This is a genomic window from Labedella endophytica (assembly GCF_003990045.1).
Taxonomy (GTDB): domain Bacteria; phylum Actinomycetota; class Actinomycetes; order Actinomycetales; family Microbacteriaceae; genus Labedella; species Labedella endophytica.
This window is the reverse complement of sequence record NZ_RZGZ01000004.1, coordinates 315015-330621: the sequence shown is the minus strand read 5'-3', so window position 1 is coordinate 330621 and position 15607 is coordinate 315015. Positions and strand designations below refer to the sequence as shown.

Here is a 15607-nt window from a genome sequence, read left to right as displayed (position 1 = left end):
ACGTTTTCAGTATTTTGCACGGTGACGCATCGAACGTCAAGACCCCGGCGGGACGAGACCGAGACGGAGCGGAACAGGTACGGGATCGATCAGACGGCGAGCGGGCCGGACGAGGCGCGCGGGATCATCGTCGGCGGGAATACGAGGTGCTGAGACTGCCCCTCGACGAGCATCCGCACCGCCGCCTGAGCGATGAGGTCGAGCGAGGCGCGAACGCTGCTGAGCGGTGTCGGCAGATGACGTGCGAGCGGGATGTCGTTGAAGCCGACCACGGAGAGGTCGCCCGGGACTGTGAGCCCCCGGCGCGCAGCGGCGGCCATCGCTCCGATCGCGGCATGATCGGTCACTGCGAAGATCGCCGTCGGCGCTGCACCTGCGTCGAGGAGATCGCCCGCCGCATCCTCGCCCGCCTCCACGGAGAAGCCGTCTCCGCGCACGAGGTCGCCGCCGAGATCGCATCCGGACTCGCGCAGCCCGTCGAGCGCACCGTCGAGACGGGCGAGCGCGCTCGACGCATATCGCGGTCCGGCGATGATCCCGATCCGGCGGTGCCCGAGGTCCGCGAGGTGCCTCACGGCGAGGTAGCCGCCGAGATGATCGTCCGTCACGACGGATGGGCTCTCGCCGGCCGTGCGCAGCGCGAGCACGTGCGGCACTCCCGCAGCTCGAAGCTCCTCAGCGAATCCGTCGTCCGTGCGCGCTGTGGTCATGATGAGCCCGTCGACTTTGCGCGACAGCAGCGACGCTGCCGCCTTCCGCCCCTGCTCGGGGTCGTCCTGGGTCGTGGCCACCAGGGCCTGCACGTCACGACGACCGCATTCACGCGCGATCTCCTCGTAGAGGATCCCCATCACGGCATCGGACAGCCTCGGGACGAGTACCCCGATCGTGCTCGTGCCCTGGCGGCGGAGGCTCGATGCCGCATAGTCGCGGGTGTAGCCGAGCCGGTCGGCCGCTTCGCGGACGCGGCGGGCATTCGCCGGGGATGACCCCTCGTAGCGCTTGTCGAGCAGACGCGACGCCGTCGACACGCTCACGCCCGCCGCGGCGGCAACCTCACGAAGGGTCACCGCACGCTCGCGCTGCTCCGCGCCCCGATCCTCGTCCGTCACATCGACCCCCTGAGAACGTTCCTGCAACACCGACGTCCTTGCAATGATGGCATGCCACCTCCACCCTGGGTTTTGCGCACGCTCGGGCATTCTGCGGGTGAAATTTCACACGCGTTGCGCAGTTGCGTACGCAAAACGCCGGGAGCATGGCTCAGGCGGCGACGGGGATCACTACTCCGCCGACCGCGCGATACGCGACGGGACGCGGACGGTCACCGTGGTGCCCGTGCCCGGCTCGCTCGCCACGTCGATCGTGCCGCCGTGGGCGGTGACGATCCGCTGGACGATGGAGAGCCCGATGCCGAAGCCGCCGGTCGCCCCGTCTCGAGCCTGCCGCGCCCGGTAGAGCGGATCGAAGATCTGCGCCACCTCGTCGGCGGCCATTCCCACACCCGTGTCCGCGACCGCGAGCTCCACCTGCCCGTCGACCTCGCGCACGGTGAGCGTCGCGGTCCCACCAGGCGGGGTGTACTTCACGGCGTTCGAGAGCAGGTTGTCGATCACCTGGCGGAATCGCGACTCGTCCACGTCCGCGACGACCGGCGGCGCGACGAACGTCGAGACGGTCACCGCGTTCGCCTCGGCCCGGGGCCGGATGTCCTCCACGCTGCGCTCCACGAGACCGGACACATCCGTTCGAGCCGATTCGATCTCCACCTCCGAATCGGGGAGGGCGAGGAGGTCGGCGATGCGGACGAGGAGGAGGTCGGCGTTCCGGCGGATCACCTCGAACTCCCGCTCGATGCCGAGCGACGACACGTCGAGCGAGTCGGAGAGGAGATCGACGTAACCGACGATCGAGGTGAGCGGGGTCCGCAGCTCGTGCGAGACGGAGAGGAGGAAGTCCTCCCGCACCTGCACGGCCTGGGCGAGTTGCGTCACGTCGTGGGCCGTCACGACCGTGCCGAGCCGCGAACCATCGCCGCGGATGACCGCGCGGCTGGAGAGCAGCACGGCGCGCTGCGACCCCGACGGACCGATCCACTCGAGCTCGTTCACGACGTGCTCGCCCCGCAGCGCCCGCGGAATGATCTGCCGGTCGGGCTCGATCGGCGTGAGCCGATCGGGGCCGAACACGAACGTCGCGCTCTCCGTCCCCGGCCCGAACGGCTTGGAGGCGATCCGGAAGATCTCCTCCCCCGCCGGGTTGATGTGGCGGATGTCGCCGTCGGCTCCGTAGAACACGACGCCGACGTCGATCGTGGCCGTGATCGCGGACGTGAGCACCTTCCGGTCCTCGAGCTCGAGTTCGACGGAACCGAGGATGCCCGCGGCCCGTTCCGCCTGGATCGCGTGTCGACGGACCGTGTGGGACACGTAATGGAGCCACACCGCGGCGAGCGCCGCGCACAGGGGGATGACCATCGCGCGTCCCCATTCGACCGCGCTCCCCGGAACCTCTCCGCGCCAGGCGAGGGGAAAGAGAGAGACGAGGAAAGCGCCGGCGACCGCGAGGGGGAGCCCCCACCGGCGGAAGCCGTACCCGAGCCAGAGCACGGGGAACGCGGCGAGCAGGAACGATGGGGGGAGCGAGTCGTAAGCCGTCTCGTGGATGAGAGCGGCACTCACGAGGTCGAGGAGCGGAACGATGACGATCGTCTGGCGTTCCTGCCGTTCCCACGGCACCACCAGAGCGAGCACCGTCGAGACCGCGGCGACGGCGATCCCCGCGACGAACACCGGAGCCCAATAGCCCTCGGGACGCGACACCACCACGAGAGGCGCGATGAGCACGAGCATCACGATGAACGGAGCCTGCCCGCGCAGGAAGAGCTCCCAACGCGCCTGGCGCGTCCGTCCTCGAGCGTGAAGTGGCATCTGGCTCCCCTCAGGAGTCACCACGTCGACCGGATCCTCATCGTTCCGTCGTGGCCCCATCGTAGGGGCGCGGCTCGTCGCGCACGAGCCGCCGCGTCACTCGGAGACGTCGATGAGGACCTTCCCGACCGTGTCGTCCTGGACCGCGCCGTGAGCTGCGGCCGTGTCCGCGAGCGGGAAGCGGTGGAGCCGCAGCCCGTGCTCCTCGCCGACCTCGAGCACGCCCTGCGAAGCGGCCTCCGTCACGTCCTCGGCCCCGGCGGAGAGCGCCTCGGACCCCACGGTGTAGAGCAGGATGAATTGGTAGCGCACGTTCTGGATCATGCTCGGGCGGATCGGCACCTCGACGGTGTCTCCACCGTTGTCCGCGTAGCTCGCGATGGTGGCGCGGGGCGCGATGACGGAGAGGTCGAGCGCGAGGTTGGCGGCGATCGAGACCTCGACCACGAGGTGCACCCCGTCGGGGGCGATCGCGCGGATCTGGTCTGCTGCGTCGTCGTCGCGGTAGTTCACGACATGCAGCGCCCCTGCTGCACGCGCGAGTGCGGCCTTCTCGGGGGAGCTCACCGTGGTGACGACCGTGGCGCTGGCCCAGCGCGCGAGCTGGATCGCCGCGTGGCCGACGGCTCCGGCACCGCCGGAGACGAGCACGACACGACCGTCGAGCGCCCCGGGCGCGAGCCGCGTCGGTCCGTCTTCGGCCACGGTGAGGGCGCGGTGCGCAGTGACGGCCGGCACCCCGAGGCTCGCGCCGATGTCGAAGGAGACGCCGTCGGGCAGCGGCACGACCCGCTCGGCGGGGAGGACCGTGTACTCCTGGGCCGTGCCCGTGGGGCGCTGGTGGGCCGAGAGGTAGGTCCAGACCCGGTCGCCGACGGCGAGGCCCTCGACCCCGTCCCCGATCGCGTCGACCACTCCGGCACCGTCCTGGTTGGGCACGACCTCGCCGAAGGGGAGCTTCTCGCCGGGCCCGCCGCCCGCGCGCGACTTCCAGTCGGTGGGGTTCACGCCCGACACGACGATGCGCACGCGCACCTCGCCGGCCCCGGGTTCCGCGATCTCGCGCTCGACGAGGTGGAGGACGGAGGTGTCCCCCGTCTCGGTGTAGACGACGGCGGACTGGGTCTTCGTTTCGTTGCTCATACCTACGACGCTACGTCCGCTCCCCCACGAACCCAACCCCCTCCCCCCTTCTCCCCTCCCTCCCCACGGCGCTCGTGCGGCTCGAGGGCGCCACGTAGAGGCGGCACCCTCGGGCGGCCACGATGCGCACGACCCGGCGATAGGGTGACGGCATGACGACGGAGTTGACGGACGCGACGGAGTTGGACACGGCCGCACTGGCCGGCAGGGTGGTGCTCCTCGCCGGGGCGACGAGCGATGCGGGACGTGAGGTCACCCGGGCGGCGCAGGCCGCGGGCGGCACGGTCGTCGCGACCGGTCGGGACGAGGAGAAGCTCGCCGCCCTCGCCGACGCGCTACCGGGCGTCGTCACCGAGACGGTGGACCTCACGGACGAGGCCGCGGTCGACGCCCTCGTCGCGCGCGTGCACGACAGCGTCGGCCCCGTGGACGGCGTCCTGCACCTCGTCGGCGGCTTCCGCCGGGGCGACGGCATCCCGGGGCAGTCGGACGCCGATTGGGCCGCCCTCGAGACCTCCCTCACCGCGCTCCGCCACGTGAGCCGCGCGTTCTACCCGGACCTCGTCGCCTCCCCCGCCGGCCGGCTCGCGATCGTCTCGTCGACTTCCGCGCAGAAGCCGCACCGCAATACGGCGAACTATTCCACGGTGAAGGCGGCGAGCGAGACGTGGACCGGGGCCATCGCCTCGGGATTCGATGCCGATGCGCCGGAGACGGCGGCCGCCGTGATCTTCGCGGTGTCGTCCCTCTCGGGACTCGAGCAGGAGCTCGCCAGCCGCTTCGTCGGACTCTGGAGCGCGGAAGCCGCGACGCTCAACGCCTCCCGCCACGTTCTCACCGCCTGAGCAGACCGGGCCGACGAGGCGGCGACCCGGATCAGCCGACTACGGCCGGTGCCGCACGTCCTCCGTGGAGCCCGGGGCGGAACGCGGCACGGGGATCGCCGATCGCGTGATGCGCAGGGCACTCTCGACGCGCTCGCTCCGCACCGGCACGTAGCCGCCCGAGGCCACGAAGCCGCCATCGAAGACGCGCGCGACGATCGATCGCGTCTCGGCGTCGAGCGCGGGATCCTCCACCGAGAGCACGCGGTTGACCGCGTCGACCACGGGCGGGCTCGACAGGGCCGCCATCGCGGTGGACAGCTCGGGGACGAGGGCGTCGGCCTCATGATCGTCGTCGGAACGCGTGCGCATCCGGTCGGCGATGATCGAGGCGGCGAGGAGGAGCTCGACGAGGTCCAGGGCGAGCCGACCCGCCGTCGCGCCGACGCGGGCGTTCTCCGCGGCGACGGAGACGCGGCGCGAGAAGCTCCGCAGCGTCGACTTCGTCAGGATGACGGAGGAGTCGGACGCGGCCTGATCGGGCAGCCCGTTGCGGCGCAGCACGCGACGCGTGACGCTGCTCACCGCGGGGGCCACGTGGGCGCTCCACCACTTCTTCACGACGGGTCCGTGGGTGACGACGACGGCCGTGCCGAGCACGCCGGCCGCGAGGCCGATCGCGCCGACGATGACGGCCGGTCCTCGCAGATCCGCCCTGTCGTAGGCTCCGCCGTTCGTGGCCGAGCCGGTGTCGCCGTTCCGTGTGTCGCTCATCTGGGTCCTCCCGGGAGTCGGCCTCCATCATCCCCCACGAAGCTGCGACCCGACAGGCCGGGGCGGAACGCGCCCACGCCGGGCATGCGGAAGGGGCGCCACGCGAACGTGACGCCCCTTCTCATGCTGCGTGATCACTCACGCGGTGTGCTGCTGAATCAGACCTCGGCGGAGAGGCGACGCTTGCGCACGATCACCGTGGTGGCGATACCACCGGCGATGAGCAGCCAGGCCGCGATGCCGATCGGCATCATGTCCGGGCCACCGGTGACGGCCAGGCCGTCGCCGTTGTCGCCGTCGTCGTCACCCTCGGTGGGGGGCTCGACAGCGGCGGCGCGGACCTCGAACGTCGCCGTGGCGGCGGCGGACGAGACGCCGTTGATCTCCTGCGTGACCGAGATCACGTTGGCGCCCGTGACGACCGAGTCGGCCAGAGCGACCTCCCAGTTGTCACCCGGGAGAGCGGCGGCGTTGAAGTCGCCGGCAGCGTTGGCGAGGGGCACCTCGTCGACGGGCAGTTCGCCCTCGATGTCGGCGGTTCCGACGACCTCACCGTTGACCGAGACGGTCACGGTCGCGCCCTCGATGCCGACACCGGAGGTGGTCTCCGGAGCATCGCTGGCGGGGAAGGAGTCGCCCTCGCCCGGGGTGGAGATGGACGGAGCGACCGGCACGACGGCGAAGCCGGACGAGGCGACCGGCGAGGTCTCCCCTTCGGACGCCTGCGTGGCGGTGACCGTGTAGGCGCCGTAGGAGAGGCTGGTCGCGACCGACCAGGTTCCGTCGGAGCCGACCAGGGCGGTGCCGGTGACGTCACCGTCGAGGGTGACCGTCGCGCCCGGAAGGGCGGTGCCGGAGACGCTCGTGAGCTCGGTCTCGACCGTGGTGCCGTCGGCCGGGGTCTCGATCACCGGAGCGACGAGCGGAGCCGGGACGACCTCGAGGGCGTAGGTGTTGACCTCAGAGGTGTTGAAACCGCTGACGGACTGCACCGAGAAGCCGTAGTTACCCAGCGCCGTGGGAGCGGGGAACGACCAGTTGCCTTCGGCGTTGGTCGGAATGGAGAAGGACTCGCCACCGGTCGGCGTGACGGTGACCGTGGAACCGATGACGCCCGTGCCGCTGATCTGCGCGCCGCGCTCGACCTCGGAACCGTTCGCCGGGGTCACGAGGACGGGGGCGTCGATCTCGAGCATGACGGTGTAGCCGTCGGTCTGCGCGAGACCCGACACCAGGTCGGCGACCCAGATCTCGGTGCCGGGCTGGTTGCCACCGCTGACGAGTCCGACAGCCTTCTCACCCTGGTAGACGGCTCCACCGGAGTCGCCTCCGAGGACCGCCATGGGACCGCCGAAGCCCTTGACGATGTGGTCGTCCCCGTCGTCACCTTCCACGTTGGCCCAGCCGGCGGTGAGGGTGCCGGTCGAGGTGGACTTGCCCGTCGTGCGCCCGCTCTTCGAGACGGGCTGCGTCAGGTCGACCGTGCCGACCGACGTGATCGCGGTGGTGCTCTGCGACAGGTCGCCCGTGGTCGTCCAGTCGGTCACGGCCGGAAGCAGGTCGAGAGCGACGTTGTCGACGTCGATCACGGCGATGTCGACGGAGGTGTCGTTCGTGTCTCCGGGGGTGTTTCCGGGGCCGCCGTACTGGCTGAAGCCGAAGTCACCGATAACCGCGTAGGGGGCTCCGGCGCTGTCGGAGGGTCCGCCACCGGCGGGGTCGCCCGACGGAGTCGACAGAGCCGCGGGGCTGGTCGCACCGACGGCACAGTGTCCTGCCGTGATCACGGCGGGCTCTCCCTCAGGGGTCCAACCGGAGAATCCGGTGGAGCAGGCGCCCAGAAGTTCGCCGGCCTCGACGAGGTAGCCGGCTCCGCCGACCACGTCGGTCGTCGCCATGCTGCTGTAGCCGCCGACGATGGTCTGCACGACCACGTTGTCGTAGGTCGCGTCGAACTCGGCGACCGCGTCGCTGGTTTCCGACGTGCGGATGACGATGTTGCCCTCCGCGTCATGACCGACGGCTTCCACGCCCTCCGTCTCGAGCAGCTCGAACGCGTTCGATTCGAACGTCTCGCCCGAGATGGGTGCATCGGCCGAGGTGGTCTCAGCGAAGGCCGGCGTGGCGAAGAAGCCACCCAGACCGAAGGCCGCGGCCGTGCCGAGCGCGAGCGCTCGCCTCAGACGGGGCGTGGGGGATTGAACGGACACGGATCTCCTATGACTTGTCTTGCATTACTGGTGTTCTGCGACGGCGGACACGAAGCCCAGGCCGGCGAGATCGCTCGGGTAAAGCAACCCTCACATCGACCGTACCGGGATCCACAGACAATGCACACCTCCTTTTGAGGGGGTTCCGATAAAGTTTCGGCATGTCCGGACTCAGCACCTCCACTTTCCGTCGAAACGGACGATTGATCACCGCTTTTCTGATCGGGATCGCCTCCGTTTCCGTCCTGACCGCTTGCGCGGCCGGTTCGACCGCTGGCGGTGAACCCGACCCCGCGGAGGCCATCGTGGGCACCTGGGGATCGACCGCGCAGGGACAGCCGCACCTCGTTTTCGGTGACGACGGCAAGGTCTCGGGAACCGACGGCTGCAACGGCGTCGGCTCGACCTACACCGTCGACGGCGACACGATCACCCTCGCGACCTTCATGAGCACCCAGCGCGCATGCATCGGCGTCGACACCTGGCTCCGCGCCGTCTCCACCGTGCAGCTCGACGGCGACGCCATCATCGTGCGCAACGCCTCCGGAGACGAGATCGGTTCGCTCGACCGCAACGACGGCTGACCGAGCCGACCAGATCCGCTTCTGATCCCAGACATTCGGGTCGGGACGGAGTCCTCCGGGCAGGCGCGTGAGGCCCGCGTCCCCTAGGATTTCTCGGGTGTCCAAAGTCTTGAACAGTCTCCCCGTCGGCGAACGCGTCGGCATCGCCTTCTCCGGTGGTCTCGACACCTCCTGCGCCGTGGCGTGGATGCGTGAGAAGGGGGCCATCCCCTGCACGTACACCGCCGACATCGGCCAGTACGACGAGCCCGACATCGACTCGGTGCCCGGTCGCGCCACGGAGTACGGCGCCGAGGTCGCGCGCCTCGTCGACGCGAAGAGCGCCCTCGTGGAAGAGGGCCTCAACGCCCTCCAGTGCGGGGCGTTCCACATCCGTTCCGGCGGAAAGACGTACTTCAACACCACGCCCCTCGGCCGCGCCGTCACCGGCACGATGCTCGTGCGTGCCATGAAGGAGGACGGCGTCGACATCTGGGGCGACGGCTCCACATACAAGGGCAACGACATCGAGCGGTTCTACCGCTACGGCCTGCTCGCAAACCCCCGCCTGCGCATCTACAAGCCGTGGCTCGACGCCGACTTCGTGACCGAGCTCGGCGGACGCACGGAGATGAGCGAGTGGCTCGTCGCGCGCGGCTTCCCGTACCGCGACTCCGCCGAGAAGGCGTACAGCACGGACGCCAACATCTGGGGCGCCACCCACGAGGCGAAGAGCCTCGAGGAGCTCAGCTCGGGACTCGACCTCGTCCAGCCGATCATGGGCGTCGCCGCCTGGCGCGACGACGTGGAGGTGGCGACCGAGGTCGTCTCCGTGCGCTTCGAGGCCGGACGCCCCGTCGCGATCAACGGTGTCGAGTTCGAGGACGCCGTCGCTCTCGTGCTCGAGGCGAACACGATCGGCGGACGCCACGGTCTCGGAGTCTCCGACCAGATCGAGAACCGCATCATCGAGGCGAAGAGCCGCGGCATCTACGAGGCCCCCGGCATGGCCCTCCTGCACATCGCCTACGAGCGCCTGCTCAACGCGATCCACAACGAGGACACCGTTGCGCAGTACCACGCGGAGGGGCGTCGCCTCGGTCGCCTCATGTACGAGGGCCGCTGGCTCGACCCCCAGTCGCTCATGCTGCGCGAGTCCATCCAACGCTGGGTCGGCTCGGCCGTGACCGGCGAGGTCACGCTGCGCCTGCGCCGCGGAGACGACTACACGATCCTCGACACGACCGGTCCCGCGCTCAGCTACCACCCCGACAAGCTGTCGATGGAGCGCGTCGGCGACTCGGCGTTCGGCCCCGGCGACCGGATCGGTCAGCTCACGATGCGCAACCTCGACATCGCGGACTCGCGTTCGCGCCTCGAGCAGTACGCGGCGGCCGGCATCATCGGCGGCGCCACGGCGGAGCTCGTCGGCTCCCTCGAGGCCGGCGAGGCGCACGAGATCCTCGACCCCGAGTCGCGCCCCGACTCGGCCTCCGATGCGCTCGACCGGGCGACCGACGCGGCCTCCGAGAGCGCCGCGTTCGACTCCGGCACCGACTGACGGGTTCACCCTCGCTCGACGACGATCGCGCCCGACCACCTGGTCGGACGCGATCGTCGTATCCGGCCGTCGGACCAGGGGACTTCTGCCCGTCGCGATCGGCCTCGACAAGCCGATTCGCTCTGTCGTCGATGCGCGCCTCCCTGACAGACTGATCGGCACCGAGCGCTGAACCAGGGGGACACGATGGCCGAAGACGACGACTTCCTCGACGTGATCGCGGCGGAGGTGGCGCAGGATCCGCAGAATCCCGCGCTGCGGGAGGACTTCATCACGCTCCTCCTCGAGAAGGATCCGGACCGCGCGGCGCAGGAGGTGGCTGCGCTCGAGGCCCACGGCGGCGATCCGGCGCGCGTACGCGTGCTGCGCGCCCGCGTCATGGCCGCCCGCTTGCGCGGAGGCGGTGCGCCCTCACCCGCTCGGACGGAGCCCGATCGGACCGTCACCCCCCAACCCGTGCCTGTCGTGCACGAGTCCGAGCAGACCGCCCCGGAGATCGAACAGCCTGGGCTGTGGGACGCCGAACGACCGGCCATCACTCTCTCGGACGTCGCCGGCCTCGCCGATGTCAAGGCCCACCTCGACTCCACGTTCCTCGCGCCGCTCCGCAATCCGGAGCTTGCCGCCGCCTTCGGCCAGAAGCCCGGCGGTTCACTCCTGATGTACGGCCCTCCGGGCTGCGGCAAGACCTTCATTGCGAAGGCGATCGCCGGCGACCTCGGGGCCTCCTTCATCCACGTGACGGTCGCCGACCTGCTCAGCAAGTGGCTCGGCGACAGCGAGAGGGCGATCCAGAGCGTGTTCCGGGACGCGCGCGCCTCGTCCCCGTGTGTGATCTTCTTGGACGAGTTCGACGCCCTCGGCGGCCGGCGCACGTCGGGGGGATCGCAGTCGATGCGCTCGATCGTGACGCAGCTGCTCGAGGAGCTCGACGGCGTCACGAGCGAGAACGACGGCGTCTACTTCCTCGCCGCGACGAACCGTCCGTGGGACATCGATCCCGCCCTGCGCCGCCCCGGCCGCATCGACAAGACGGTCCTCGTCCTGCCGCCCGACGCCGTGGCTCGCGCCGCCATCCTGCAGGGCGACCTGGAAGGGAAACCCGCCGCAGCCGACGTCGACGTCATCGCGGTCGCCGCCGCGACCGAGGGATTCTCCGGTGCCGACATCGCCCAGGTGGCGACGATCGCCCTGCAACAGTCGCTGTCGGCGTCCATGGCCGCCGGCGCGATCGTCCCCGTGACCACGGCGGCGCTCCTCGAGGCGGCGGCCGGCCTCACCCCGTCCACGGCGTCGTGGTTCGACCAGATCGCACCCGTGCTCGAGTACGGCGTGGATGACGGCACGTTCGCGCAGCTCCGCGCCTACCGCGTGACGAACGGCATGCGATGAGCCAGCCGGAGGGGTTCGAGCGCAGGGGGATCGGGCGCGAAAGGATCGATCCTGAGGACCTCGAGCGCACAGCGATCGAACACGATCGCGACCTCGCCTGGGGTCTCTACGACGCGCAACCGCAGCACCCGCAGATCCCCCGGCTGACGCAGAGCGTGCTCGCTCGGGAGCCGAGGTTCACGGGCATGATCATCCTGCTCGCCCTGCACCGCCAGGCGTGCGGCGAGATCGACGAAGCCCGCCGCCTCCTGCATGAACTCGTCGGTCGCCGTGACCGCCAGTACCCCGGCGCCATACGCAAGCTGCGCGACCTCGAATCCTCCCAGTCGAAGTACGCGGAAAGCCTCCGTCTCGGTCGGATCGTCCTGGGTGAGGACCCGGAGGCCGACTGGATGGACCGGATGGAGGTCGCGAGTGCGTCGGCCTATGTCGTCGACCCGGAGACCAGCTGGCGACTGCTCGACGAGGCCGTCGAATTCTGCGCACGAACGGATCCCGATCGGTATGCCGGCGCCCTCGGCCAGCGCGCCACGCGGTTTCTCATCACCGGGGCACCACCGCAGCGTTTCCTCACCGCCGCGGAGGAGGCGGTCCGAGCCGACCCGACCGAGCCGATCATCGCCACGGCCCTGGCCTACGCCTACCTGTTCGACTATCGCCCGTACGAGGCGGCCGACATCCTCGGTCGCGTCCTCCGCGAGGACCCGACGGACGAGGTCGCCCAGGGCGGGATGATCATGGCCAGAGCGTTCATCGACCCCCTCGAAGGCACGGAGTACACGCTCGACGACATCCGCGGGATGGGCATGGGGGAGGTCGCCTGGCGGCTCCTGCGCGACAGCCTCTTCGAGACGGGGATGGACGAGGCGCTGCTCGCTCTCGACGCCGTCCTGCCCGACGACCTCTCCCGGTCTCTCCGCCCGGCCCTCGACAGAGAGGAAGCACGGGCGAGCGGCGGCGACGGAAGACTCCTCGCATGGCACGACGGCCAGCAGCCCGGCACCGGTCACCTCTGGGGCACGGGCGAGCCCTTCCGCCTCCTGACCGGCGACGAGGTCCGCACGATGGACGAGGCGATCGAGGCCGACCCCGAGGCCTGGACGCAGTGGGACGCCGACGGCGAGTACTACACGCAGCTCTTCACGGACGACGCCGGGGGCTACTTCATCGAGGGCACGGCCGGCCGTCTCTACCGCCGCCGTCCGGATCAGGACGACGTCGAGATCGCTCCGAGCCTCACCGACTGGCTCTGGGATCGCGTCGTGGCCTTCGGTGGCGGGGACCCGCGGCCCGGACGGACGACGCCGACCTCCTGACCGCCCCGATGTCGGCGCCGACCTCCATCCGAGGCCCCGCTACGAGGACGAGGTCGGGTCCTGCCGCAGCATCGACAGGTTCGCCAGCGGCGTCCAGGCTCCGATCACCGGGTGGTCGACGGTCACCCCGGCCACGCCGTGCTCGCCCAACGACATCAGCCAGTCGAGGGCGCCGGGCAGGGACACGGCGATGAGTTCCACAGAGGCGTCGGCCGCCACGAGACCGGCGGTCACCGCCGCCGCTTGTGCACGCTCCGGGCTGCTGAAGATGCACACCATGTTCCCCGCCTCCGCCGCAAGAGCGTAGGGGCGCGGGCTGTCTGTGCTGCCCCGATTGATGAGGATCCACTGATCGAGCGCCGCGACGGCCGTCCACAGCCGGATCTGCGGTTCGATCTCGCCCGGTGCGGCCAGGCACTCGGCGTTCAGACGATCCAGGACGGCCGACGGCTCGTCGCTCTGCCCGTTGGTGGTCATGGAGGTCCCCGCGTTTCGTCGGCGGGCCGCGATGTCGACCCACGACGAGGATGGCGGGGACGCGGGACGCGCGCAATGGGCACCGAGTCCCGGTGCGATCCGTGCACGTTTCAGCAGCGGTCGAGCGTGTCCTCGATGACGGCGCGATCGTCCGTGCCGACGGCGAGGCCGTAGCGGTCGAGGACGAACACCCAGCGCGTGACGTACTCGCAGGAGTGGTCCGCGGCCGGCGGGAGCCACTCCCCCGGACCGCTCGAGGACTTCGAGGAGTTGGTGCGGCCGTCCACGGCCAGGAGATTCGCGAGGTCGTTCGCGAACTGCTGGCGCTCGATCTCCGACCAGCCGCTCGCCCCGTGCTGCCAGGCCCAGGCGAGCGGCACGACGTGGTCGATCTGCACCTCCGCGCTCGTGTCCTGGCCGCGTTCGAAGATGATGTTCGTGTCCGTGTAGACGTCCTGCAGCACGCCGGCGACGACGACGCACGAGTTGCCTTCGCGGAGGGTGAGCTGGACGAGGTCGCGGGCGAGAACGTCGTTGCGCTGGTCGCAGCCGTTCCGGTCCACGTCCGCCCAGCGCTGCCCGAACGCGTCACGGTCGTAGCGCAGCGGGGTGCCGCGGTCATCCACCGGTCGGCTCGCGAGGAGCGCCTCGACCGCTGGCACGTCGACGCGCCACGCGGTGTCGCCCGCACCGAGACCGCTCGCGACCGGATCGATGAGACCCGCGTCGACGAGCACCTGCGAAGCCGCGCTCGGTGCGAGATCATGGGCGATCGGGGGAGCCGACGTCGGGGTGGCCGTGCCAGTCGGCGACCGTTCGTGCCGTGTCGCGCCATCTCCACCCGTACCGATGAGGGGCCCCGAGAACGCATATGCGGCGAGGAGAATGAGTGCGACGACCGTCGTCGCGATCGCGCCGCCGCGCGCCGTCGAGCGCTTCCGTCCCGCCATCATGACCCCTTGCCTCGTCCGACCGTCCAGCCTGTCACGACCGCGGAAGCTGTCCGCGCGGGCCTCCGCCGTTATCGGATCGGGAGGCGTCGACGCCAGACGCCGCGCCCTCACTGCCAGGTTCTTGCCAGCTTTTGACCTGCGTTCTGCCAGGAACACACCCCAAACTGGCTGACTTGTGCCCGCCGAGGGCCGTTTCCACCGCGCGATTCCCCGGGATCGCGGCGACGGATCCGAGGTCGTTACCCGAACGACTCCCTCGATGGTCGGGCGCTCACCCGAGCAGCACCCATTACCGATACGCAGACATCCGAACCGAGAAGTCCGGAGCGCGTTCGGCGCCGACCACGCGAGTCGTCAGATTCGCTGGTTCCGTCCGCCGTGCCCGTTCCCCCGACCGAGAAGAACCACACGTAACGCATGCGCCACGAAACTCCCCGCACCACCCTGACCCCCCTCCCCCAGGCATCACGCTCCGCCCTCCGCAAGGCCCGCGGCTCCTCCCGCCGCAAGCGCCTCGCCGTCGCCGCGACCGTCGCCCTCGTGGGACTCACCGCCGGCTCCGGCTTCGCGATCACCGATCGCGTGAGCGCCGAGCAGGCCGCCGTCGTCACGGCCCAGATCGACGAGACGAGCGGCCTCCGCTCCGAGCAGCTCGGCGTCTACGCAGGCGTCGCCACCGCACACGTGGAGAAGAAGGCGGAAGCCGTCATCGTCACGGCGAGCGCCGTCGCGAAGGAGGCCGAGGGCAAGGTCGACGCGACCACCCTCACCACCACGATCGACAAGCTCGACGATTACGAGACTCTCGACACCGACACGGTCGTCGACCTCACACGCCAGGTCATCACGGTCATGAACGACACGCAGGCCGCCGCGAAGGCGTACGACGAGAAGGTCGCGGCCGAGGCCGCTGCCGCCGAGGCCGCCGCGAAGGCAGCCGAGGAACTCGCTCGGGCCAACACGCCGGAGGGCGCGAAGGCGGTGGCTCGCGAGATGGCGGCTTCCGACTACGGCTGGGGCGACAGCCAGTTCTCGTGCCTCAGCAGCCTCTGGCAGAAGGAGTCCGGCTGGTCGTACACCGCCGAGAACGCCTCGAGCGGCGCCTACGGGATCCCCCAGGCTCTCCCCGGCAGCAAGATGGCGACCGTGGCCTCCGACTGGAGGACCAACGCGTCCACCCAGATCGCGTGGGGCCTGTCGTACATCGACCGCGCCTACGGCACGCCGTGCGCCGCCTGGTCGCACTCGCAGTCCGTCAACTGGTACTGATCCCGGTCGTTCCCGGGCGTCGACGCGAATAGTCGCCCGGGGAACGCTGACGCGACATCTCGCGTCCACCCCACAGGTTGGTTCGCGAAAGTGCGGACATCGGCCCCTCTTCACCCCGAGAGAGGGCGGATGTCCGCACTTTCGCGTCGGGCTCGGGGCAGGATGAGCGACCCGATCGGGGGTGGGGCCGCGTCG

13 protein-coding genes are annotated in these 15607 nt (G+C 70.3%); 6 read left to right on the top strand and 7 right to left on the bottom strand.

Going from position 1 to position 15607, the window contains the following annotated elements; genetic code table 11:
• Positions 1-89 precede the first annotated feature (89 nt).
• The 3 genes from ELQ94_RS14915 to ELQ94_RS14905 all read right to left on the bottom strand — a co-directional run bounded on the left by ELQ94_RS14915 (position 90) and on the right by ELQ94_RS14905 (position 4073).
• A complete protein-coding gene (locus ELQ94_RS14915; protein ID WP_243697053.1) occupies positions 90-1142 on the bottom strand; it encodes a LacI family DNA-binding transcriptional regulator in 1053 nt (350 codons plus the stop codon).
• Positions 1143-1283: 141 nt separating this feature from the next.
• Positions 1284-2930, bottom strand: a complete 1647-nt coding sequence (locus ELQ94_RS14910) for a PAS domain-containing sensor histidine kinase (protein WP_166404840.1) — start codon at positions 2928-2930, stop codon at positions 1284-1286.
• A gap of 96 nt (positions 2931-3026) precedes the next feature.
• Entirely contained in the window at positions 3027-4073 is a 1047-nt protein-coding gene (locus ELQ94_RS14905) for an NADPH:quinone reductase (protein WP_127051142.1), read from the bottom strand.
• Between the two features lie 152 nt (positions 4074-4225).
• Between ELQ94_RS14905 and ELQ94_RS14900 the strand changes: the two genes are divergently transcribed.
• Positions 4226-4918: an SDR family oxidoreductase gene (locus ELQ94_RS14900; protein ID WP_127051141.1), complete on the top strand. Its 693-nt coding sequence runs from the start codon at positions 4226-4228 to the stop codon at positions 4916-4918.
• Between the two features lie 39 nt (positions 4919-4957).
• Here ELQ94_RS14900 and ELQ94_RS14895 read toward each other — a convergent pair whose 3' ends face one another.
• Complete coding sequence (locus ELQ94_RS14895) at positions 4958-5671, bottom strand: hypothetical protein (protein ID WP_127051140.1); 714 nt, start codon at positions 5669-5671, stop codon at positions 4958-4960.
• A 158-nt stretch (positions 5672-5829) separates the two neighbouring features.
• Positions 5830-7881, bottom strand: a complete 2052-nt coding sequence (locus ELQ94_RS14890) for a chymotrypsin family serine protease (protein WP_127051139.1) — start codon at positions 7879-7881, stop codon at positions 5830-5832.
• Between the two features lie 161 nt (positions 7882-8042).
• On the opposite strand from ELQ94_RS14890, the gene ELQ94_RS14885 reads away from it, so the two are divergent.
• The 4 genes from ELQ94_RS14885 to ELQ94_RS14870 all read left to right on the top strand — a co-directional run bounded on the left by ELQ94_RS14885 (position 8043) and on the right by ELQ94_RS14870 (position 12713).
• A complete protein-coding gene (locus ELQ94_RS14885) occupies positions 8043-8465 on the top strand; it encodes an META domain-containing protein (RefSeq protein WP_127051138.1) in 423 nt (140 codons plus the stop codon).
• Positions 8466-8562: 97 nt separating this feature from the next.
• Complete coding sequence (gene argG, locus ELQ94_RS14880) at positions 8563-10005, top strand: argininosuccinate synthase (RefSeq protein WP_127051137.1); 1443 nt, start codon at positions 8563-8565, stop codon at positions 10003-10005.
• Between the two features lie 186 nt (positions 10006-10191).
• Positions 10192-11397, top strand: coding sequence for an ATP-binding protein (locus tag ELQ94_RS14875; RefSeq protein ID WP_127051136.1), 1206 nt, complete (start codon positions 10192-10194; stop codon positions 11395-11397).
• Positions 11394-12713, top strand: a complete 1320-nt coding sequence (locus ELQ94_RS14870) for a tetratricopeptide repeat protein (RefSeq protein ID WP_127051135.1) — start codon at positions 11394-11396, stop codon at positions 12711-12713. Before ELQ94_RS14875 ends, ELQ94_RS14870 begins: the two co-directional genes overlap by 4 nt.
• Before the next feature lie 39 nt (positions 12714-12752).
• Here ELQ94_RS14870 and ELQ94_RS14865 read toward each other — a convergent pair whose 3' ends face one another.
• Positions 12753-13190, bottom strand: a complete 438-nt coding sequence (locus ELQ94_RS14865) for a hypothetical protein (RefSeq protein WP_127051134.1) — start codon at positions 13188-13190, stop codon at positions 12753-12755.
• Between the two features lie 110 nt (positions 13191-13300).
• A complete protein-coding gene (locus ELQ94_RS14860; protein ID WP_243697052.1) occupies positions 13301-14143 on the bottom strand; it encodes an HNH endonuclease family protein in 843 nt (280 codons plus the stop codon).
• A 417-nt stretch (positions 14144-14560) separates the two neighbouring features.
• Here ELQ94_RS14860 and ELQ94_RS14855 point away from each other — a divergent pair, with 417 nt between their 5' ends.
• Entirely contained in the window at positions 14561-15412 is an 852-nt protein-coding gene (locus ELQ94_RS14855; protein WP_127051133.1) for an aggregation-promoting factor C-terminal-like domain-containing protein, read from the top strand.
• The last annotated feature ends 195 nt before the right edge of the window (positions 15413-15607 follow it).

Excerpts from the sequence above, each read along its gene's own strand:
- ELQ94_RS14910 (WP_166404840.1), bottom strand. The coding sequence starts at position 2,930 with ATGCCACTTCACGCTCGAGGACGGACGCGCCAGGCGCGTTGGGAGCTC.
- ELQ94_RS14905 (WP_127051142.1), bottom strand. The coding sequence starts at position 4,073 with ATGAGCAACGAAACGAAGACCCAGTCCGCCGTCGTCTACACCGAGACG.
- ELQ94_RS14900 (WP_127051141.1), top strand. The coding sequence starts at position 4,226 with ATGACGACGGAGTTGACGGACGCGACGGAGTTGGACACGGCCGCACTG.
- ELQ94_RS14895 (WP_127051140.1), bottom strand. The coding sequence starts at position 5,671 with ATGAGCGACACACGGAACGGCGACACCGGCTCGGCCACGAACGGCGGA.
- ELQ94_RS14885 (WP_127051138.1), top strand. The coding sequence starts at position 8,043 with ATGTCCGGACTCAGCACCTCCACTTTCCGTCGAAACGGACGATTGATC.
- ELQ94_RS14875 (WP_127051136.1), top strand. The coding sequence starts at position 10,192 with ATGGCCGAAGACGACGACTTCCTCGACGTGATCGCGGCGGAGGTGGCG.
- ELQ94_RS14870 (WP_127051135.1), top strand. The coding sequence starts at position 11,394 with ATGAGCCAGCCGGAGGGGTTCGAGCGCAGGGGGATCGGGCGCGAAAGG.
- ELQ94_RS14865 (WP_127051134.1), bottom strand. The coding sequence starts at position 13,190 with ATGACCACCAACGGGCAGAGCGACGAGCCGTCGGCCGTCCTGGATCGT.
- ELQ94_RS14860 (WP_243697052.1), bottom strand. The coding sequence starts at position 14,143 with ATGATGGCGGGACGGAAGCGCTCGACGGCGCGCGGCGGCGCGATCGCG.
- ELQ94_RS14855 (WP_127051133.1), top strand. The coding sequence starts at position 14,561 with ATGCGCCACGAAACTCCCCGCACCACCCTGACCCCCCTCCCCCAGGCA.